At 61.0% G+C, this 20020-nt stretch carries 18 protein-coding genes; 14 read left to right on the top strand and 4 right to left on the bottom strand.

Going from position 1 to position 20020, the window contains the following annotated elements; translation table 11 throughout:
• The 10 genes from H586_RS0102685 (at position 1) to H586_RS0102635 (ending at position 9761) form a co-directional block, all read left to right on the top strand.
• Positions 1–1650, top strand: coding sequence for a portal protein (locus H586_RS0102685; protein WP_027181296.1), 1650 nt, complete (start codon positions 1–3; stop codon positions 1648–1650).
• Positions 1643–2107 carry a hypothetical protein gene (locus tag H586_RS17880; protein WP_211232552.1) on the top strand — a complete coding sequence of 155 codons (465 nt, stop codon included), beginning with the start codon at positions 1643–1645 and terminating at the stop codon, positions 2105–2107. Before H586_RS0102685 ends, H586_RS17880 begins: the two co-directional genes overlap by 8 nt.
• Positions 2104–2772, top strand: a complete 669-nt coding sequence (locus H586_RS19825) for a hypothetical protein (protein WP_051363823.1) — start codon at positions 2104–2106, stop codon at positions 2770–2772. Before H586_RS17880 ends, H586_RS19825 begins: the two co-directional genes overlap by 4 nt.
• Positions 2773–2781: 9 nt before the next feature.
• Complete coding sequence (locus H586_RS0102670; protein ID WP_011368394.1) at positions 2782–3696, top strand: major capsid protein; 915 nt, start codon at positions 2782–2784, stop codon at positions 3694–3696.
• A 53-nt stretch (positions 3697–3749) separates the two neighbouring features.
• Entirely contained in the window at positions 3750–4148 is a 399-nt protein-coding gene (locus H586_RS0102665; RefSeq protein ID WP_011368393.1) for a hypothetical protein, read from the top strand.
• 158 nt (positions 4149–4306) lie between these two features.
• Positions 4307–4921 carry a phage connector family protein gene (locus H586_RS0102655; RefSeq protein ID WP_027181294.1) on the top strand — a complete coding sequence of 205 codons (615 nt, stop codon included), beginning with the start codon at positions 4307–4309 and terminating at the stop codon, positions 4919–4921.
• Positions 4918–7020 (top strand): phage tail protein, encoded by a 2103-nt coding sequence (locus H586_RS0102650; RefSeq protein WP_027181293.1) that lies wholly within the window; start codon positions 4918–4920, stop codon positions 7018–7020. The genes H586_RS0102655 and H586_RS0102650 overlap by 4 nt, the downstream gene beginning before the upstream one ends.
• The gene (locus tag H586_RS0102645) at positions 7020–7616 is read left to right on the top strand and encodes a hypothetical protein (RefSeq protein WP_027181292.1); all 597 of its coding nucleotides are present in this window, start codon (positions 7020–7022) and stop codon (positions 7614–7616) included. Before H586_RS0102650 ends, H586_RS0102645 begins: the two co-directional genes overlap by 1 nt.
• The gene (locus tag H586_RS0102640; protein ID WP_011368389.1) at positions 7607–8038 is read left to right on the top strand and encodes a hypothetical protein; all 432 of its coding nucleotides are present in this window, start codon (positions 7607–7609) and stop codon (positions 8036–8038) included. The genes H586_RS0102645 and H586_RS0102640 overlap by 10 nt, the downstream gene beginning before the upstream one ends.
• A gap of 1 nt (position 8039) precedes the next feature.
• On the top strand, positions 8040–9761 hold the full coding sequence (locus H586_RS0102635; protein ID WP_027181291.1) for a hypothetical protein: 1722 nt from the start codon (positions 8040–8042) through the stop codon (positions 9759–9761).
• Between the two features lie 1282 nt (positions 9762–11043).
• Here the strand turns inward: H586_RS0102635 and H586_RS17870 are convergent.
• On the bottom strand, positions 11044–11673 hold the full coding sequence (locus tag H586_RS17870; RefSeq protein ID WP_051363822.1) for a TetR family transcriptional regulator: 630 nt from the start codon (positions 11671–11673) through the stop codon (positions 11044–11046).
• A 280-nt stretch (positions 11674–11953) separates the two neighbouring features.
• On the opposite strand from H586_RS17870, the gene H586_RS0102620 reads away from it, so the two are divergent.
• Positions 11954–12898 carry a MerR family transcriptional regulator gene (locus H586_RS0102620; protein WP_027181289.1) on the top strand — a complete coding sequence of 315 codons (945 nt, stop codon included), beginning with the start codon at positions 11954–11956 and terminating at the stop codon, positions 12896–12898.
• 77 nt (positions 12899–12975) lie between these two features.
• Here H586_RS0102620 and H586_RS0102615 read toward each other — a convergent pair whose 3' ends face one another.
• The 3 genes from H586_RS0102615 to H586_RS0102600 form a co-directional block, all read right to left on the bottom strand.
• Complete coding sequence (locus tag H586_RS0102615) at positions 12976–13773, bottom strand: UPF0280 family protein (RefSeq protein WP_027181288.1); 798 nt, start codon at positions 13771–13773, stop codon at positions 12976–12978.
• Positions 13774–14176: 403 nt separating this feature from the next.
• The gene (locus tag H586_RS0102610; RefSeq protein WP_155891334.1) at positions 14177–15154 is read right to left on the bottom strand and encodes a glycosyltransferase; all 978 of its coding nucleotides are present in this window, start codon (positions 15152–15154) and stop codon (positions 14177–14179) included.
• A 188-nt stretch (positions 15155–15342) separates the two neighbouring features.
• Positions 15343–15720: a response regulator gene (locus H586_RS0102600; protein ID WP_027181286.1), complete on the bottom strand. Its 378-nt coding sequence runs from the start codon at positions 15718–15720 to the stop codon at positions 15343–15345.
• A gap of 184 nt (positions 15721–15904) precedes the next feature.
• Here H586_RS0102600 and argF point away from each other — a divergent pair, with 184 nt between their 5' ends.
• From argF to argH, 3 genes are all read left to right on the top strand, one after another.
• Complete coding sequence (gene argF / locus H586_RS0102595) at positions 15905–16807, top strand: ornithine carbamoyltransferase (RefSeq protein ID WP_027181285.1); 903 nt, start codon at positions 15905–15907, stop codon at positions 16805–16807.
• Positions 16808–16932: 125 nt separating this feature from the next.
• The gene (locus H586_RS0102590; protein ID WP_027181284.1) at positions 16933–18135 is read left to right on the top strand and encodes an argininosuccinate synthase; all 1203 of its coding nucleotides are present in this window, start codon (positions 16933–16935) and stop codon (positions 18133–18135) included.
• A 1-nt stretch (position 18136) separates the two neighbouring features.
• Entirely contained in the window at positions 18137–19519 is a 1383-nt protein-coding gene (gene argH / locus H586_RS0102585; RefSeq protein ID WP_027181283.1) for an argininosuccinate lyase, read from the top strand.
• The last annotated feature ends 501 nt before the right edge of the window (positions 19520–20020 follow it).

Below are 20020 nucleotides of genomic sequence, written 5' to 3'. Positions count from 1 at the left end.
ATGAGCATAAGCACGCTGGAAGAAGCCCGCGGTGCAGCGGCGTACATCGAGTCGCAGCGGGGGGAGTGGGACAGCCGCTGGCGCGAAGTGGCCGATTATGTGACCGGCGCCGGATATGGCGGTGGATCATGGCAGGAGGGCACGGCCCGTCCGGAGGGACGCCGCGGACAGCGCATCATCGATGCCACGGCAACCCGTGCCCTGCGGGTGCTGGCGGCAGGGCTTCAGGGCGGGCTGACACCGCCTGCCAGACCGTGGTTCCGGCTGCGCCTTGCAGACAGGGGGCTTATGGAATCCGCCGAGGTGCGCCGCTGGCTGGATGACGTGGAAGCGGCATTGTACGCGGCTCTTGCGGGGTCGAATTTTTATCAGAATTCGCATGCCCTGTTTACGGCACTGGCCGCGTACGGCAGCGCGGATATGTATATGGAGGCCGACCCGCAGCGGGTGATGCGTTTCTGCGTTGTGCCGCACGGCGATTTTGCATGGGCCTGCGATGCCGCGGGCAGAGTGGATACCGTGGTGCGGCGTTTCAGCATGACAGCGGCGCAGGCTGCGCAGAAATACGGCAGCGACAGGCTGTCACGCACCGTGCGCCGCCTTGCCGCGGCGCAGCCTTATGCGCCTGTGGCGCTGGTGCAGCTGGTCCGGCCGCGGGCCAGACGCGACCCGCGCAGGCAGGACAGCCTTAACAAACCGTACGAGTCGCTCACATGGGAGGCTCAGGAGCCTCGCCGGCTGCTGCATGTTTCCGGCTATGCGGAGTTTCCGCATCTGTGCGCCCGCTGGGAAGTCAACGGCGGACAGCTGTACGGGCATTCACCGGTCATGGATGTGCTGCCCGATGTCAAGATGCTGCAGGAAATGGCGCGCAGCCAGCTGCTGGCCGTGCACAAGGTGGTCAATCCGCCCATGCGTGTACCCACGGGCTTCAAGCAGCGGCTGAATCTGATTCCCGGTGCGCAGAACTATGTAAATCCGGCCCAGCCTGACGCGCTTTCGCCGCTGTATCAGATCCGGCCGGACATTCAGGCCGTGACCTACAAGATAGAGGACGTGCGCCGCAGTATCCGCGAAGGGTTGTTCACAGAAATGTTTCTGCTTTTTGCCGGTGAGTCGCGATCCAATGTGACTGCCGCGGAAATAATGGAACGCAGTCAGGAAAAGCTGCTGCTTCTGGGGCCGGTGGTGGAGCGGCATCAGACCGACATCCTTGATCCGCTTATCGGCAGGGCGTTCGGCCTGCTGGCGCGGGCGGGCAGACTGCCGCCGGCACCGGATGTGCTGGCCGGCCGTGACCTGAAAGTGGAATACGTTTCCGCCCTTGCGCAGGCTCAGCGTCTGTCGGCGGCACAGGGGGTGCGGCAGCTGGCAGGAGACGTGTCGCGGTTTGCGGCCATGGCTCCCGAGGTGCTCGATAAAATCGATTTCGATCAGGCCGTGGATGAGCTGGCGTCCATTGCGGGTGCTCCGGCGGGTATTGTGCGCTCCGATGAAGATGTGCAGCTGCTGCGCAGGGAGCGTGCTCTGAAGCAGGCAGAACAGGCCGGTCGTGCACTGTTGGAAAGTGCGGGGCTGGAAGCCGGCAGAGAGGCCGGACGCAGGGCCGGAGCCAGAGCCGCGGCGGTCATGGAGAGACACTATGCATGAGGGAGGACACGCACAGGACGGGATGCTGGAAGGGCTGCTGGGCATGGATGAACAATGTCTGACGGACCTTATGGCCGATGAGTTTGCGCTGGCAAGAAAGGAGGCGGCCCGCAGCGAGGGGCGGATGCTGGCGTATCTTGACGATCTGGCCGCGGTGCTGCGCATGCCGTGCGGCAGCGGGCTGCGCGTTGTGCGTCACTGGCTGGATGCGGCGTGTGCCTCGCAGCGTATTTCCGGCACCGGTCAGGCACTGCCCGCTCTGGCGGCGCTGTTTGATTACGCCCGCGACCGTATGGCTGATGTGGCGCTGGCAGATCCGGCCAGCCATGTGCGTCTGCAGATTGAAGGGGCACGCAACTGGGCGGCGGCGCGTAACACAGGCCGGATAACCGGCAAAACAGAAGGGAACGGCGGGCATGGGCCCGTCTGCCCCGCACACGAAGGGGAAAAAGTATGAACAACTTGCCGGGCGCGGCGCGCATGGCGCCGCAGGAACACGCTCCTGCTCAGGTGATGACGCAGGGCAAAGAGGGCGATGCCGCGGCAGGGGGCACCGTGCAGGCGCGTATTGTCACGGAGACTCCGGTGCACAGCGCCGCATCGCCTCAGGTGCAGCAAACCGGCGGAGCGCCGCAGACCCAGCAAGGCACGGCACAGGTACAGCGCACGGTGGAGGAATATGCCATCACCCTGCCGCAGGAAGTGCCTGTCAGCGGCGGGCTGCTGGATGAGTTCAAGGGGTTCTGCGCCGAGGCGGGGCTTTCTCCCGCTCAGGCACAGCGTGCAGCGGATTTTTATGTGTCGCGGCTCATGCGTGAAACGGCTCAGGGCCGTGCGGACTGCGAACATGTGCTGCGCAGCGAGGTGTTCGGGCAGAACTATGACGAGCGTCTTGCCGGTGCGCGCAGGGCGCTGGTCTCGCTGGACGGGCGTATGCGGGGCAGATTGACGCCTCTGGTGGAGTCTGGATGGGGTAACCATCCGGCATTTGTGGAAATGATGGCCCATGTGGGCGAGATGCTGGGCGAGGACGCGGTGGGCGCAGCCATGCCCGCAGGTGGCGGAAGCGGCCCCATGAGCACCGAAGACTTTCTGCGCCGCGAAGTCTTCAGAACACGATAGGAGCGGATAATGGGCAAGACACTGAAGGAACTGGCCGGCCTGTACGCCAGCAGACAACCGAAGCAGGTGGACGATCTTACGGAAGAGGCCCCTGTTCTGGGCATCATTCCCTTTGAAGAGGCAAGCCACGATCTGTGGAACATGTACGAATCGGTGGATGAGGTGCAGGGCGCTGGCTGGGTGCAGATGAACGCCCCGCTGCCTCCCGTGGATGTCACGGGCGAACTGCGCAAGGTGGATCTGGCCATTCTGGGCGGCGAGATAGAGTGCCCCGAAGATATGGCCAACATGTTCGGCGGCAGGGAAAAGTATTTCGCCCGCAAATTGCCCAGAGTTGTCAGGCGTTCGGGCATGTCTGCCGAGCGCAGGATTCTGTACGACAACTTCCGCGCGTGGGCGCTGGATCACGGCAGAGCCGTTTCCGCCGGTTCGGCTGCCGACAACTGCTACAGTATTGTGGCGGTGCGCTTTGTGCCCGGTGAAACCTGCGGTCTGTACAGCCCCCGCTGTTTCCGTCAGGGGGCGGTTCTCGACACCCGGCCCGTCAACGGCGGTGAGCTGTATAAAGCAGCTTCCGGCGCATATCAGGGTGTGCTGGTGTACGGAATGCGCCTGAAAGCCTATCTGGGCGTGCAGATTGCCAACCGGCACAGCGTGGCTGCCGTGGTCAATGCCAGCGCCGAGCATGTGCCCACAGCAGATATGATCGATGACCTGCTGGCAGATGTGCGGGCCACTCCGGGCAGTACGTTCCTTTTTATGCACGAAAAAGCCAAGAACCTGCTCCAGCGCTACAAGGGCGGTGCATTGCAGGTCGACCCCGCAGGGCGCGACATGGACAGACGCATCACTCACTGGAACGGCATCGAGATTGTCACTTCCTACAACTTTGAAGACGGCACCGAAAAATCTCTGAGCGTATAACCGGCGGCGCGCAGCTCTGTGCGGGCTGCGCGCCGCATCAACGGAGCATGACAATGTACAATCATACCCTTCGCATCAATGGTGAATTTCTGGCATCGGGACAGACGCTGCCTGCGGACGGCACAGCAACGGGCAACGGGGGCGTTTCGCGCGCGGGGTCCATGTGCGGCGCAGCGGAAGTGCTTGTCCGCGCTGTCTCTTCCGTGCGGGTGGGCGCGCAAAAGCAGCTGACGCTGCAGCTGGAACACGGGGACAGCGAGGATGCCCTTACCCCCATGCCGGTATCGTTTGCCCGCAGATACCCCGAAGGACTGCAGGCCGCTCCGGGCGATGTTCTTGCCCGCCTGCCCGTGCCTTCCGACACGGCGCGGTATGTGTGCGCCGTACTGGGTACCGATGACCCTGCGGCGCAGGGCACTGTGGATGTCTTTATGGATTTCATTCCCCGCTGACGGCGGCGGAGCGGCCGGTAACCGGGCGCGGCGCAAAAAGGTGATACCTCTTGCGCCGCGTCTCTGCGGTGCGCTGTTGCAGGCGTGCCGCCCGGCAGACGCAGTTATCGCAGAAAAAGCAGTGTCCGCAGATGCGGATACGGAACAGGAGATGCCTCATGCCGTCTGAAGTCAGCATATGCAACAAGGCTCTGCGCTATATCGGGGCCGAGGAAATCGCCTCGTTATCGCAGGAATCGCGCGGGGCGAGGTTGTGCGCCCAGTATTACCCGGAAGTACGGGACGAACTGCTGGAGGCGCATCACTGGAATTTTGCCACCCGTTATGCCGTGCTGCCGCAGGTGGCTCAGGAGCCGCCTTTCGGATTTCTGCATGCCTACAGGCTGCCGCAGGACTGTCTGCGGGTGCGCAGAGTGCTGCAGCATGGTGCCGGTGTGCTGCAGGGAGGAGCAGCCGTGGCGGATGATGAAACCGGCATACGCACATTCGAGGTGGTGGAGGGCGGCATACTGTATACCGATGCCAGTCCCGCCCGCGCGGTGATGACGGTGCGCGTGACGGAGACGGCCTGTTTTCCCGCACTGTTTGCAGAGGCGCTGGCCCGCAAGCTGGCCGCGGACATGGCCGTGGCACTGACGGGCAGTACCAGACTGTATGCTGGCTTGCGTGACGGTGCGGACAAAGCGCTGGATACAGCCAGAACAGCCGATGCGGGTGAAGGACATGCCGACCCGCAGGAGTATGAAGGCTGGCTGCGGGCGAGGTGGATATGAGCCGCATCACCCTGACGCGCAACAGTTTCAACGGCGGCGAGCTGTCCCCTCTGCTTTCTTCGCGCATTGACCAGCAGCGGTATACGGCGGGGTGCAGAACGCTGCGTAACATGACGGTGTACCCCCATGGCGCCGCGGTGCGCAGACCGGGAATGCGTCATATGGGCACGGGGCTGTCCCTGCAGCCGGCGGGTTCTGCTGCGGTGCGTCTGGTGCCTTTTGTCTTCAGTCAGGAACAGGCTTACGTGCTGGAGCTGGGGGAAGGCGTCATGCGGGTGTGGAAAGATGACGGTCTGGTGGTAAGCGCCGACGGCAGCCCCGTATGTGTGGAAACTCCGTGGAAAGGTGACGCGCTGCAGTCGCTGCAGTACTGCCAGTCTGCCGATGTCATGTATCTGGTATGCAGGCAGTGCGCCCCCCGCAAGCTGGCGCGCCATGCTCATAACGACTGGCGCATAACGCTGCTGGAATTCGGGGCGGGCCTGCCTGCTCCGCAGGGGCTGACGGCCGCTGCCGGAGGCGCTGCCGAGCGTGAATACGCATATGTTGTGACAGCCGTGGCACCGGATGGCGGAGAGGAGAGTCTGCCGTCCGAAGCGGTGAACGTGACCGCTGCGGCCAGTCTGAATGTACGCGACATGGTGCGTCTGACCTGGCAGCCGGTGGAAGGCGCGGGGGCCTATTGCGTGTACAAGAGCATCGCCGGAGGCGGAAGCTACGGCTACATAGGCAAGGCCGCCGGTGTACCGGCATACGAAGACCGCGGTGCGGAGCCTGATTTCGGTCAGGGGCCGCCGGAGTATCGCAATCCCTTTGATGGTGAAGGGCGCTGGCCGGGGTGTGTGCAGTTCTATCAGCAGCGGCTGTGTTTTGCCGGAACAGACGAAAAGCCTCAGACCATCTGGTGCAGCCAGTCGGCCAACTATGAAAGCATGAACATATCCAGCCCGCTGCGTGATGATGACGCCGTGACGGTGACCATTGCCGCCGACAGGGTGAACCGCATCCGCTGGATGATGCCGGCCCGTCGTCTTCTGGTGGGCACGGCGGGTGGCGAATGGCAGCTTTCCGGTTCGGGGGACGCTCCGCTGACACCGGTGGACGCACAGCTGCGCCGGGACACCATGCACGGTTCCGCAGGTCTCATGCCGCTGGTCATCGGACAGAGCATTCTGTTTGTGCAGCGCGACGGACGCACTGTCCGTGAATTCCGTTACGCATTGGAATCGGACGGATATGATGCCGGAGATCTGACCATTCTTGCCGAGCACCTCATGCGCGGACGGCGCATTGTTTCGTGGTGCTACCAGCAGTCACCCGCTTCGGTGGTCTGGTGTGCGCTGTCAGACGGTACGCTGGCTGCCATGACTTTTCTGCGTGAACATGAAGTTGTCGGCTGGCACCGGCATGATACGGACGGGTTTGTGGAGGCGGTCACAGCCATTCCCGGCGATGACGGTGATGAAGTGTGGCTTTCGGTGCGTCGTGTGCGGGTGCTGCATGATGAAAACGGCACACGGCAGGAAGAGGTGCGCAGCATCGAGCGGCTGGAAACCGTGCTGCGCGGCACGGACACGGCCGCCGCGTTTTATGTGGATGCGGGGCTCAGCCGCGTGGGTGAACCGGTATCAGCCGTCCGGGGGCTTGATCATCTGGAAGGCCGGACGGTGCAGATTCTTTGCGACGGATGGGTGCATCCGCCGCGCAAGGTGCATGGCGGCACGGTGGAACTGGATACTCCCGCAGGGCATGTCCATGTGGGGCTCGGGTATGTGAGCGAGCTTGTACCCACGGCTTTTGAGGTGATGACGGGAGATGGTTCCAGTCAGGGCCGCAGACGCAGGGTGACGCGGGTGCGCGTGGAACTGCACGAGTCCATGGGGTTACGGGCAGGTGCGCAGGGAACAGCCCTGTCAGAAGTGCTGTTCCGCATGGCCTCGGACAAAGCCGGCAGGGCGCTGCCGCTTTTCAGCGGAGAAAAAGACATAGCCGTGGAAAGTCTGCACAGCGGGCGTACGCATATTGTGCTGCGGCAGGAAGACCCGCTGCCGCTTACGGTGCTTGCCGTAACCGCGCAGCTGGAACTGGGGGAGTGGTGATGATGCGTCGTATGGCGGAACGGATGGTGTGTCACGGCAGGGGGGGAGCGGTAACGCAGGAGCTGGTGGTGCGCAGGGCGCAGCCGCGTCATATCCGGTATGTGACGGCGCGTATGCGCCGGCAGGACGCACGGGAAGCGAGGGCCATGACAGGACTGAGCGTCGCAGGTGCGGTGCTGGCCAGCGTGCGTGCCAGCGATGACGTATGGGTGGTCATGCACAGAAAGACGCGGCAGGGAGAAGGGGCGGACGCCGGACACGGGCCGGTATTCCGGTGCCGCCCCGTGGCTGTTTTCGGTATTGCGGGGCTGGCAGAGGTGGACGGCGTCAGGGCCGGTATGCCGTGGCTGGTGGCAACGGCACAGGTGGGGGCTTGTTCGCGCGGCATACTGCGCCATGCACTATGCTGGCTTGAGGCGTTTCACCGGCGTTATCCGCTGCTGGTGAATGCGGTGGACAGCCAGAACCGTACAGCCGGACGCTGGATGCGGCGGACGGGTTTCCGGCAGACGCAGCTGCACGGGGGGCTGCTTCCCCCTGCGTGCCGGTGGATTGCTTTTATACGTCACAGCGGCAGGGAGGATATATGTGCGTAGTGGAAAATGTGGTCGGGGCGGCGCTGGTGGGCAGCACGCTGGTTAGCGGCAGCCGGGCCGATGAGGGATACTACCGGCATCAGCAGCAGATGATGGAGCAGCGGGCGCGGACAGAAGAACAGGAGGCGGCCCGCAGGGCTGACAGTATCCGCAGCAAGGGGGAAGTGCAGCAGGGGCGCAGCCGTGCACTGCTGGCCTCGCAGGGGGTACGGGTGGATGAGGGAAGCGCGCTGGACCTGTTGTTGAGCGACGAGGCTCTGTTTGAGGAACAGGCCCGTGAGGCGCTGTACGAAGGGCGGCAGCGTGCATGGCAGTACCGCAGTCAGGCTTACGGACAGTCTTTGCAGCGGCGTTCGCGCAGCGATGATTCGTTGTTCGGGCTGGCCCGCGGCATAGGTTCGCTGCTGGGCGGAGGGCGCTGATATGGGCGGACTGACCGTGGATGCTTCCTTGACCCGTGCGGCACAAAGCATGGCGGACACCGGAACCTCAGACGCAGCGGAAAGTATGCGGCGTCCTGAGGATTCCGGCGCGGGCGAGACCGGCGGTGGCTTCCCGGACGCGGATACCACCCTGCAGGTACTGCTTGCGGCGACGGACGCCGAGGCGGCCTTGCGTGCGGCCACGTCAGAGGAAGGCGATGCGCCGCGCGAGCATGCCCTGCACAGAGCCGTGGCTGCCGCCCGGTCCGCTGTGCCGTCAGCTGCCCGCGGTGCTCTGGATGAGATTCTGTATCCTTCAGCGGCGTTGTTTACAGAGCAGAGGCACAGCGCACTGAATGAGCGCCGCCGTGTGCTGGCGGACGAGACCGTGCAGCGGCGTGTTGACGGGCTGCTGCAGGATATCAGCGTGCTGGCACGGGCAAAAGCGACGGAAGAACGTGACCTGCTGCTGGAAGAACGGGTAGGACAGGTGCGCCGGACAATGCTTGCGGGCGGTGCGCTGGCAGGTCTGGACCCTGATGACAGCCGGAACGCGGCCGCGCGGGCTGTTTCCGCCGCCTGTGCGCAGGCGGCCCGCCATATGGCCTTCGGCGGCGAGCTGCTGACCGGTGTTCCCGACCCTGCGGCACTTAGAAATGCGGAAAAATGGCTGGCGCGGCATACAGACGCGCTGGAACCGGATGATATGCAGCGGCTGCGGCATGAAATGGACTTTGCCGCGGATGTGACCAGAGCACACGAACTGGCCCGCGGATATGTGCAGCGCGGTGTGCCGCCGGAGCACCTTGCACCGGACAGCAAGGCAACCCGGGCGGAGGATATGGCCCGCAGTATGGCAGGGGACATGCGGCGGGAACAGCAGCGCAGACAGCAGCAGGAACGCGAAGGGCAGGTGGAAGCTGTCTGGGAGCGTTTCTCCGGCGCGGCGGACGCCGCCGGACGCGCAGCCGCCGTGTATGACGCGCCGGAGGAACTGCGGGATATGCTGTCTGCCGCAGCTGCCCGCAGGGCGGAGCACGGCAGACTGGAAACTGACTGGGATGCCTTTTACACCGCGCGTCTTGCCCTGACACCGCAGACGGATATCTGGGCTTTGCGCCACAGGCTGTCGGACAGGGAATTCGGGATACTGCGGCAGGAACGTGAAGCCCTGACCCGCGGAGAGGAACCTGCGGCAAGAGGGCGGTTGCGTGCCGCCGTCAGTGCGGCCGGTCTGAACATGTCTGCCGCGGCGGCGCGTGGGGCTGAGCAGCTGCGCATGGTTGAAGAGGCGTTGAATGCTCTGGATAATCCGTCCTATACTGATGCTGCGCGGCTGGGGCGTGAACTGTTGCGCCCCGCTGACAGAGCGCAGGCTGCCGGCGTATCTTCCGGAATGTTACCTGACACGGGCGTGGCGGTATCTGCAGATGGAGGGGCGGGCGCTCAACGGGGCACTGCAGCGTATGGCCCCGGCAGACGAATACCTGCTGACTCCACCGGCGAACTGATCGGCGGCAGGCATGACGCCTTGGCGGAAATGACGGAAGAGGCTGACGGCAGACTTCATATGGCTGCATCCGGAAAAGCGGGGCACACCGGCGGCGGGGCAACAGGAAATGTGCAGGACGCCGGATCTGTCCGCAAAACCGGTCGTCAGCGACGCAGTACGCGAGATCCGCTTGCGGGGGCGTTTTTCGGCACTCCTGCGGTGGGCGGCTGACGGCGGAAATCCTTTGTCCGGATATTTGCGGGGAGCATCTGCTCCCCGCTGTTTTTTTTGCCGCTGCGGCGCGTGTGGTCCGCTTGAGTTTTCCGGCTGAGTTTTCCGGCTGAGTGTTCCGCCTGAGTGTTGCGGCAGTCACGCTGCCGTTGAATGCCGTTGCGGATTGCGGCATCCCGCAAGCTCCGGCTTTTTCCTGTTAGCGGGCAACGTGCAGGCCGCCGTCCGTCCCTGCGTTATGCAGTCCGGCTGCGGAGCACGGACTGCGCGGTGTGCTGCACGCGGTGCGCCTTTGAACTGTGCAAGGCGGCACGGAATGGCACCCTGACATATTGTTGACAAAAAAGGAAAAACAGTATCTGCCCGACACGATGCACGCCATCCGGCGGAAATTGGGTGAAAAATTGTTTGAATAGTCAGTTTGTACGGCTTGTTGGCTGCGTGCTGGGCGTGTTCCGGCAGCCGGTACAGCACCGATGGTCTTGTTCCTCCTAAAAAATATGGCCTGTAAGGTGCTGATAGACGTAAAATGTAAAGTTTCCACCTTTTTTCATGTGCAGGCCTTTACACTATGCGACAAAAATGTAAATATGACTTTACACATGGCGGATGACCCCCTTCACAGTGTTCACCGCCGTGTATTCCGGACAAGAAATTCTCCGTCACACCTTCCTGTCCGGAATATTCCGCGCCTCCTCCCTTCCCGGGCAGGCCGGATACTTCCCCCGCCCCGTCTGCCCAGCCGCTCTTCCCGGCAGGCGGGGCCTTTTCTTTTTTGGTGCTGCCCGTCTGCTGCCCGTCTGCTGCCCGTCTGCTGCCCGTCTGCTGCCCGTCTGCTGCCCGTCTGCTGCCCGTCTGCCGTGTCCGGCTTTTTCTGACTGCCGGCCTTATGTAAAAGCTTGACCGCGTGGCCGTTGTCATTGCCGGTGCCGGTGTCGCGTGTTTCCATGGGCGTTCAGGCGTACAGGCCTGTTTCATGCCGGGAAAGCTGCTTGCGGTGACGCTGCTGCCGGATGCGTTTCCTTATCGGGTGTTCCGGCAATGCGTACGGATTTCTGCATGCACCATGAGGCAGTGAGGACGTGTCTGAAAGGCCGTCGTGGTGCTGCGGGGCACGGCAGGGCGGCTTATGGACAGGGGCACGTCGGCGGACCGGCGAGGTGCCCGTAAAGGCGGTGCGCTGTATGGCGCCGGTCGGTGCGGCGGAACGGAAAAAGACAGGCGGTACGGCTTGCGTGCAAACCGTACCGCCTGAGTGACAGCAATGAAGGGCAGTACAAAATTACTCGGAGCGGGTGGAGGGCGCCTTGACTCCGGAAAAAAAGATATCTGAAACCATGGTGCAGTGCTTTGCCATGTCCAGTTCGCTGGGATGGTTGATGTTCAGTCTGGCAAGACCGGAACACAATGCCATGAAGGTGGCCGCACACACTGCCGGATCAAGATCGCTGCGGAACAGCCCCTCCGCTATGCCGCGCCGGAAGACGCTTTCCAGATTACGTATGAAATCATGATCCTGCCGGATGACCCTTTCGTGGTGTTCGGACAGTTCTTCGCTGTGCTCGGTTTTGGTCATCACCAGCTCCAGCGCCTTCTGCATGGTGTCGTCCACTGCCAGCTTAAGCATCCAGTGCTGCAGCACTTCTGTCAGCACAAACATGGGGTCTCCGCCCCGCTCAAGAATATGGCGGACCAGCCTTGAAATGGGGTCGAACGCTTTGTCCATGACGGCGGAAAAAACGTCTACTTTATTTTTAAAATGCCAGTAGACAGCGCCCCTTGTCAGGTTTGCTTCTTCTGCAATGTCGTTCAGAGTAGTTGCGGAGTAACCTTTGCGCAGGAATACCGTCAGTGCGCAATCCAGCAGAAGCTGACGGGTTTTTTCAGCTTCTTCTTTGGTTTTTCGAGCCATGTACATCCCTTTGTTAGTGTCGGTGAATATATTTTATCAGGAATTGCTATGACTTTCCAGTGGTCGGCAGACCCCGCGGATGATAGCCGTAATGTTAGTTCAATTGTTGCTTATATGATGTTTTATACGACTTAACACTATGATATTAGAAGTATTATTTTTTATATTTAATGTTGTTCAGTTGTTTTTTAGTACATGATAGTTATGAACAATCCTTGACTGGCATATATATGATGTGGTTATAGTAAGTGATCAGTTAATGAACAACATCTGAGTAGTCATGGCCAGAGAACTATTGAGCTTGCGCGAAATCGGGCGCCGTCTGGATGTGCCGCCATCAAGCATTGTCTACTACAAGGACAGGTTTGCCCGTTTTATTCCCACTGCCGGAGGAAAAGGGCGGAGAGTAAAATATCCGCCCGAGGCCGTTACTCTTTTTAAGGAGATCAGGGAAATGTTTGAGCGTAACCTGTCGGCGGAAGAGATTGAGGCGCATCTTTCGGAACGTGACGGCTACGCCGGTGTGCACCATGCCGGTCTGTCGGGGGCAGGGGCGGCAGGGTTTGACGGCGCGTCAGCAGGTTTTGTGCAGGAACTTTCCGGAGTGCTGGAAAAAATGTCGGGCCTGCTTGAAGCACAGGCGGGATTCCGGCAGGAGATAGGCGCACTGCGTGACGAACTGTCAGCCCTGCGCCATGAGCGTGACGAACAGGCTGCGCGGTATGAAGAGACCATACGCAGGCTGGAACAGGAAATGGAAATTCTGCGCGCCGGCGGTGCGTACCGTGCGGCAGGAGACCGGACAGAAGGTTCCGCCCGCGGGGCATCCTCGGGCCGTAGCGGCGGTGCCGCGCCGCGCCCGCCTGCTTCGTTTCTGGGCAGACCGCTGGTCATACACCGCGGGGGCGAATATATCGGTGTGGTCGGCAGGGGCAAGCCTTTTACGCTGGCCATGCTGATACAGCTTATTGAGCGTAACGCCGGTTCGCAGAAAGTGCAGGGCATGGAATGGCAGTACAGCAATGGCCAGTGGCTGCTTGTCATCCATTCGCGGGATGCGGCGGGTACTCAGCAGCACAGGCACGAGCTGCGCGTGGTGCGCACCACCACCCCCAGCGGCAACACCGTAACCCAGCTCTGCAGTCTGTGTATTGACGGTGAGGATGTGCCGGATAATTTTCTTCTCGCTCTTTTCAAAAGCATCAAAGACGGGCTGGAAGGCTGAGCCTGTCTGCATATTCCGGCGGCTGTCCGCCACACAAACGGTGCGGCGCGTTCCGGCAGGAGCGCGCCGTATTGTGTTTATGCCACGGCGGTCAGTTCAAGGTCGCCCCATATGCCTATTTTGCCGCAGCACTGGACAAATACCGCCCGCACTCCGTGTTGTTTCAGAGTTTCGGCACGGGCGGTGACGCGCTGCACATCGTCTGCGGTGCGCAGCATGTTGCAGAATGCCGTGGCGGCTGCGTCGGCCACGGCGGCATCAGCCGCAGCCACACTGGCCAGTTCTCCGTGGCCCAGACTGAGCGAATGCCCTATGGTGGCCGATGAAGAACAGACGGACAGCGGCATGGCTTCTGCCGGAACGGCAAAGCCGATAACCGCCGATGAAGCAGGATCGGGCAGCAGGCCTACCGTGCGGTCCTGCGCAGAGATCATGAATATATCCCCGCCGTTTTCCACCAGCACGTCATGGTTGTCAGGTGTGCCGCCGCTGTTGCGGGTACGCAGTTCCGCGTGCAGGGTTTCGGCCACCATCTGGGCTATGGTGCCGGCCACGGCGGCCATGGGCCCCACACCGGCCACCTGTGCTCCGCGGATCATGCGCCGGATCACCGGCGGCGCTTCCGCAGCGGGCGCAACGGGCGTCAGACTGTGGGCAAACTCCGGATGCAGGGCCGACCATGCGTGTATGCTGCCGCGCAGCTGCCGTACCGTGGCAGCAGCGAGGTCGTGCATATTGCACGGGGCAGTTATCCATAGATCGCTTTCATCAACAACTACCTGAAACGAAACATGGTTCTGACGCGCAGCGTGCTGGCGGCGGTAGTGCCGCAGCGGGCTTGAATGGATTGCGTGGGAAGAAGCGAAAGATGTCATGTCTGCTGTATACGCTGCGGCAGCGCTGCGGACAAGAGGGATGCCCTGTGCAGAATGTCCGCGGGGCGTGGAATCAGGTACTCCGGACATGCAGACACCGGCAGCCGGATGAAGGAGGCGCTGCACAGGCGCCGGGCAGGCTGAAAAAAGCCGGACGATAGCGCAAAAGCTGCAGACCGGTAAGCGCGGCCTGCAGGCTAAAGGGGGCTTTGTGGTTCGCGCCGTTGTCCGCGCCGTTGTCTGCGCTCAGCGGGCACTTTTTCCGGGCTGGCTATTTCCGGCGGACCGGATACGGCCAGATGAAACCGGCTGTTTCTCAGGCGGTGCTGTACGTCCTGCGCGTTGCCTGCCGTGTATTCAGATGTTCCGACACAGTCCGCGCAAAGGGAAATGTCCGCTGCGGTTACCGGCTGCGGCGCAGCAGAAAACGGCTGGCCGCAGCCCGCAACAGGCCGGAAGCCGCGCAGCAGCGCAATGTGTCGCCGGTGCCGAAGCGCTGGCGCATGAGTCGCAGAAATTCTTTCATTCCGGCAAGATCGCCGCTGTCGAGATACTTGTGCAGGCTGCGGCGCGTGTATTGCGTCAACATGCCGGTACGCCATTCTCCCAGCTCTTTGGGCAGCAGAAACTTGCGTTCCGCCGCCATGCGGAAGGGCACTGTCACACAGGCCATGTCGTCCAGCAGCACCTGCGGCGTGGTCAGGCGAGAATAGCCTGCAGGCGACAGCCGGTAACGGCATACAGGAGCATGTTCATAGGCCGGATCGCCGTAAAATGCAGCGATGAGGCCCAGCATTTCGTCCAGACTGATGAGCGACTGCGGCAGGTCTTCATCCAGAACGGACTGCACCACATCGGCCCGGAAAAGCATGCGCGAGAACAGGCCTTCGGGCGGGCGGCGGCTGCACCGGATAAAATGCCTGCGGCCGTTTACCGATTCGGGCGAATCTACGGGCATCATGCCTGCGTCGCCGTGCGCATCCACCAGTTGGCATGCACCGGTAACGACAGAAGTTCTGCCCTTGGCATGATGCATGAGCCGCTCCAGCCCGTCAGGCAGCAGCGCATCGTCGTCATCGAGAAATTTGAACCAGCGCGCATCGCTGAGCCGTGCAAGGTTGAGATAGTTGCCGCACGGACCTTTCGGACCGGCATTGCGGGCGTAGCGTATGCGCGGGTCAGCTTCGTAGCGGGTGACTATCTGCCGTATGTCGTCGGTGGGACAGTCATCGGAAATGATGATTTCTTTTACAGGCCATGTCTGGGCCAGCGCACTTTCGAGACACTCGGCGAACCAGTCGGGTTTGTAAGCGGGAATGAGTATGCTGACATCGCGGCGCGAGGCGTTTTCGCGACGGGTGCTGGAAAATTGGGTATGCATGATGGGCGGACTTTGAGCATACTTCACTGTACAGGTCAATACAGGGAATGCTCATGTATGAAACTGTTGCGGCACTCTTGCGGCATTGTTGTGCTGAAGACGCAAAAAACCGTGGCGGCCTTTCAGAAACAGACAAGGCCGCTCAGGTACAGGACAAAAAGGCAAGAGCTGATTGCGGTGGAGTGCGGTCAGACTTTGTGACCGCGTGCGGCAAGCACCTTGCGGGTCAGGGCAAGCACCCTGTTTTTTTCAAAGGGCTTGATAAGACACTCCTTGCATCCTGCATCACGGGCCATGGCCGAAAATCTGGCCGTGTCGGGCTGGCCTGTCATGGCGATGATGGTTACGGCCGGGGCGGCCCGGCGCACTTTGGTGATGCCTTCTCCGGCTTCGCAGTCGGGCAGCACCATGTCCATGAAAACCACATGAGGCTCGGTTGTTTCCAGCAGATCCAGCGTTTCGGCGCTGTCAGCAGCTTCGTATACCTCGTGGTCCTCGTCCTCTAGCATTATGGACAACGTGGTCCGGGTTACCGGATCGTCGTCGGCGATAAGTATGGTCGCCATGCGTCAAACCTCCGAACTTTGCGACAAAAAACTCTTCACACAGATTGCAATAGTGCGCAAGAGGAACCTGTGCCAAAAGACGGGCGGACTTTACTTTACAAATCCTTGGTTTTGGCCCTAAATGTTTCTCTTCGGCTGAGGGCTGACACCTGAACGCAGCAGTATTCATACAAAGGAACTGGCCATGACGAAGCACTTTACGCAAATTCGGGATCTCGGATATCAGGCGGCATGGGACGTACTGCGCCGCGCCAAGGAAATGAAAGATTCCCGCCACAGGAGCACGCTGCTGCAAGGCAAAAGCGCCATCATGCTGTTTGAAAAGGCATCTACCCGCACGCGCGTGTCTTTTGAAACGGCCGTGCATCAGCTGGGCGGCAAGACCATTTTCATGACTCCGGCCGAAAGTCAGCTGGGCCGTTCCGAACCCCTGCGTGATACAGCCCGCGTTCTGTCCAGATACAACGATCTGATGATCGTAAGGACATTCGGACAGGAAAAAATAGACGAACTCGTTGAATACGGCAGCATTCCTGTTATCAATGCGCTGACGGACGAAGGGCACCCCTGTCAGGTGATGAGCGACATGCTGACCATATACGAGCGCACCCCTGATCTGGAAAAAGTGCGTGTGGCATGGGTGGGTGACGGCAACAACATGGCCAACTCATGGATCGAAGCCGCGATTTTCTTCAAATTCGAGCTGTTCATGGCATTCCCCGAAGGCTACGAACCCGACAGAAACCTGCTGGCGCTTGCCATGCAGGCCGGTGCTAAAATTTTTCTCACGCATGATCCTGCCATGGCCGTGGACGGCGCTCATTATGTGAATACCGATGTATGGGCCTCCATGGGGCAGGAAGAAGAACAGAAAAAGCGCGAAAAGGCATTTGCAGGTTTCTGCGTGGATGACGCGCTGATGGCAAAGGCTGCGCCCGATGCCCGATTCATGCACTGTCTGCCCGCGCACCGCGGTGAAGAAGTGACGGAAGATGTTTTTGAAAGCCCTGCTTCCATTGTCTGGGATCAGGCGGAAAACCGCCTGCACATGCAGAAAGCCCTTATCGAGTGGGTGATGGAAGGCTAGGGCTGAACCTGCGCCGCCCGTTGCTGCGCAGATGACGGTTGTACCACCACGGGGCGCGGGGCGCCCCGTTTTCAGTAAGGGCGCTTCGCGCGTCCGGCGGGAAATAAAAGAGCTGAGGATATATCATGGGTAAAGAAATCAAAAAGGTTGTGCTTGCCTATTCCGGCGGGCTGGATACGTCGGTCATCCTGAAGTGGATTGCCAAGACATATGATTGCGAAGTGGTGACGCTGACTGCCGATCTGGGGCAGGAGGAAGATCTGGACGGCGTGGATGAAAAAGCGCTGCGCACAGGGGCCACCAGAGCCTATGTGGAAGACCTGCGCGAAGAGTTCGCCCGCGATTTCATTTTTCCCATGATGCGTGCCTGCGCCATTTACGAAGGCCGCTATCTGCTGGGCACTTCCATCGCCCGTCCGCTCATTACCCGCCGTCTGGTGGAAATAGCCCACGCGGAAGGAGCACAGGCAGTGGCCCACGGTGCCACCGGCAAAGGCAACGATCAGGTGCGGTTCGAGCTGGCTTCCGCCGCACTTGACCCGTCGCTCAAGGTCATTGCTCCGTGGCGCGAATGGGATTTCCGCTCCCGTACCGACCTGCTCAACTTTGCTGCAGAAAATGATATTCCCGTTATTTCTGCCGGTAACCGCAAACTGTACAGCATGGACAGAAACATGCTGCACTGCAGCTTTGAAGGCGGCGAACTGGAAGACCCGTGGAACGAGCCGGGACCGGGCAGTTATATCATGGCAGTACCGGTAGAGCAGGCTCCTGACGAGCCGGAATACATCACCATCGATTTTGAAAAAGGCAACGCCGTGGCAATCAACGGTCAGGCCATGTCGCCTGCCGCCATCATCAAAACGCTGAACACACTTGGCGGCAGGCACGGTGTGGGACGTCTGGACATGGTGGAAAACCGTTTTGTGGGCATGAAGTCGCGCGGTGTGTATGAAACCCCCGGCGGCACCGTGCTGCATGCGGCACACCGCGACCTCGAAGGCATATGCCTTGACCGTGAAGCCCTGCATCTGCGCGACAGCCTGATACCCCGCTACGCCGCGGCCGTGTACAACGGTTTCTGGTACTCGCCGGAGCGCGAAGCCCTGCAGGCTCTGGTAGACAAGACACAGGAAAACGTGACCGGAACAGTGCGCGTGAAGCTGTATAAAGGCAATGTCGTGCCCGTGGGCCGCAAGTCGCCGTATTCACTGTACCGTATGGATCTTGCGACCTTTGAGGAAGATGAAGTTTACAATCAGGCAGACGCCGCCGGCTTTATCCGCCTGAACAGTCTGCGCATTCAGGGTTACGGCAGGAGAAGCTGACATGACTGCGGGCAAGCTGTGGGGCGGGCGTTTTCGTGAGCGCACCGCCGGATTGGTGGAGGAATACACCGAGTCCGTTTCGTACGACCGCGCGTTGTACGCTCAGGATATCGCCGGTTCCAAGGCTCATGCCCGTATGCTGGCGCGGCAGGGAGTCATTTCCGCCGGGGATGCCGGACGTATAACCGAAGGGCTGGAACAGATACGCAAAGAGATTGAATCCGGTGAGTTTGTGTGGCGTACCGAGATGGAAGACGTGCACATGAACATTGAAAGCCGCCTTACCGAACTGGTGGGCGACGCCGGAAGACGCCTGCATACCGGCCGCAGCCGCAACGATCAGGTGGCCCTTGATTTCCGGCTGTTTGTTTCGGACAGAATCCGCGTATGGAAGAATCTGGTACGGGGTGTCATTGCCGCGCTGACTGCTCAGGCGCATGAACACAAAGACACGCTGCTGCCCGGTTGCACGCATCTGCAGGCGGCTCAGCCTGTCAGTCTTGCCCAGCATCTGCTTGCCTACGCATGGATGTTGCGGCGGGATTACGACCGGCTGGAAGGCTGCGACCGGCGTGTGCGCATATGCCCGCTGGGGGCTGCGGCACTGGCCGGTACGACGTATCCGCTTGATCCGCAGTCCGTTGCCGCCGAACTGGACATGTACGGTGTGTTCAACAACTCCATGGATGCCGTTTCCGACAGGGACTTCGCGCTGGAAGCACAGTTCTGCGGTTCGCTGATCATGGCGCATATGTCGCGCCTGTGTGAAGAGATAATCCTCTGGGCCAATCCCAACTTCGGGTACATATTTCTGCCTGATGCCTATGCCACCGGTTCCAGCATCATGCCGCAGAAAAAGAATCCCGATGTGGCGGAAATAATGCGCGGCAAGACCGGTCGTGTCTACGGCGGGCTCATGTCGCTGCTGACCACGCTCAAGGGGCTGCCCATGACGTACAACCGTGACCTGCAGGAAGACAAAGAGCCTTTCATCGACACGGACCGGACGGTTTCGGCTTCGCTGGAAATAATGGCCGGCATGGTAGAAGCACTGCGCTTCAACACGCGGCGCATGGAAAATGCGCTTCGGGCGGGTTTTCTCAATGCCACCGAACTTGCCGATTATCTGGTCGGTAAAGGAGTGCCCTTCCGCGACGCGCACCATATCACCGGCAATGCCGTGGCGCTGGCAGAAGACAGGGGCAAAGGGCTTGAAGACCTTACCCTTGAGGAATTCCATTCGGTATCGGACCTGATCGGCGAAGATGTCTTCGCCGTGCTGGATTACCGTGCCGCTGTGGAACGCCGCTGCACACACGGCGGCACCGGACCGGCATCGGTGGCGGCTCAGCTGGCTGCTTTGCAGCAATGGCTTTCCAACTGAGCAGTTCCGGCGCTGCATTAATGTATGTGACAGGCCGTCCGCATGCGGGCGGCCTTTTTGTATGCGCATTTGACGGTGAGCAGAAGGGACCGGAAGGGGAGAGTTCAGCTCTGCAAAAGGCTGCAGCACTGCTGCGGGGTACCGGAAAGAGCCTGCGGCGGCAATGAGGCAGGCTGCTGTCTGCCGCAAGGCGGGGATTCCGCAGATGTGCGGCGCGGCATCAGATGGCGCATGTCATTATCTTTCCGGTGAAGGCGCGGGGCAGGTGTGCGTGCACCGCAGCAAAGACCTGCGCCGCATCTGTACAGATAGCGGTGCAGATAGCCGCGCATATTCGGGCAGATATCAGTACAGATGCTGCGCAGATGTCAGTGTAGATATCTGGCGATATCTGGCGATAGCCGGGCAGGGGGCTGCTCGGGCGGATGCGCGACCGGCGGAAAAGCTGTGCCGGACACCGGAGCATGCGGCGGCAAGGCGCACACCCCTGCTGTCTGCCCG

Source organism: Oleidesulfovibrio alaskensis DSM 16109 (genome assembly GCF_000482745.1).
Lineage (GTDB): Bacteria > Desulfobacterota > Desulfovibrionia > Desulfovibrionales > Desulfovibrionaceae > Oleidesulfovibrio > Oleidesulfovibrio alaskensis.
The sequence above is the reverse complement of the archived record's forward strand: the minus strand, read 5'-3'. Positions and strand labels throughout refer to the sequence as shown.

Bases quoted from the DNA above. Each gene is read 5' to 3' on its own strand.
- H586_RS0102645 (WP_027181292.1), top strand. From the start codon at position 7,020: ATGATGCGTCGTATGGCGGAACGGATGGTGTGTCACGGCAGGGGGGGA.
- H586_RS0102640 (WP_011368389.1), top strand. From the start codon at position 7,607: ATGTGCGTAGTGGAAAATGTGGTCGGGGCGGCGCTGGTGGGCAGCACG.
- H586_RS0102685 (WP_027181296.1), top strand. From the start codon at position 1: ATGAGCATAAGCACGCTGGAAGAAGCCCGCGGTGCAGCGGCGTACATC.
- H586_RS0102600 (WP_027181286.1), bottom strand. From the start codon at position 15,720: ATGGCGACCATACTTATCGCCGACGACGATCCGGTAACCCGGACCACG.
- H586_RS0102610 (WP_155891334.1), bottom strand. From the start codon at position 15,154: ATGCATACCCAATTTTCCAGCACCCGTCGCGAAAACGCCTCGCGCCGC.
- H586_RS0102635 (WP_027181291.1), top strand. From the start codon at position 8,040: ATGGGCGGACTGACCGTGGATGCTTCCTTGACCCGTGCGGCACAAAGC.
- argH (WP_027181283.1), top strand. From the start codon at position 18,137: ATGACTGCGGGCAAGCTGTGGGGCGGGCGTTTTCGTGAGCGCACCGCC.
- H586_RS0102655 (WP_027181294.1), top strand. From the start codon at position 4,307: ATGCCGTCTGAAGTCAGCATATGCAACAAGGCTCTGCGCTATATCGGG.
- argF (WP_027181285.1), top strand. From the start codon at position 15,905: ATGACGAAGCACTTTACGCAAATTCGGGATCTCGGATATCAGGCGGCA.
- H586_RS17870 (WP_051363822.1), bottom strand. From the start codon at position 11,673: ATGGCTCGAAAAACCAAAGAAGAAGCTGAAAAAACCCGTCAGCTTCTG.
- H586_RS17880 (WP_211232552.1), top strand. From the start codon at position 1,643: ATGCATGAGGGAGGACACGCACAGGACGGGATGCTGGAAGGGCTGCTG.
- H586_RS0102615 (WP_027181288.1), bottom strand. From the start codon at position 13,773: ATGACATCTTTCGCTTCTTCCCACGCAATCCATTCAAGCCCGCTGCGG.
- H586_RS0102620 (WP_027181289.1), top strand. From the start codon at position 11,954: ATGGCCAGAGAACTATTGAGCTTGCGCGAAATCGGGCGCCGTCTGGAT.
- H586_RS19825 (WP_051363823.1), top strand. From the start codon at position 2,104: ATGAACAACTTGCCGGGCGCGGCGCGCATGGCGCCGCAGGAACACGCT.
- H586_RS0102650 (WP_027181293.1), top strand. From the start codon at position 4,918: ATGAGCCGCATCACCCTGACGCGCAACAGTTTCAACGGCGGCGAGCTG.
- H586_RS0102665 (WP_011368393.1), top strand. From the start codon at position 3,750: ATGTACAATCATACCCTTCGCATCAATGGTGAATTTCTGGCATCGGGA.
- H586_RS0102590 (WP_027181284.1), top strand. From the start codon at position 16,933: ATGGGTAAAGAAATCAAAAAGGTTGTGCTTGCCTATTCCGGCGGGCTG.
- H586_RS0102670 (WP_011368394.1), top strand. From the start codon at position 2,782: ATGGGCAAGACACTGAAGGAACTGGCCGGCCTGTACGCCAGCAGACAA.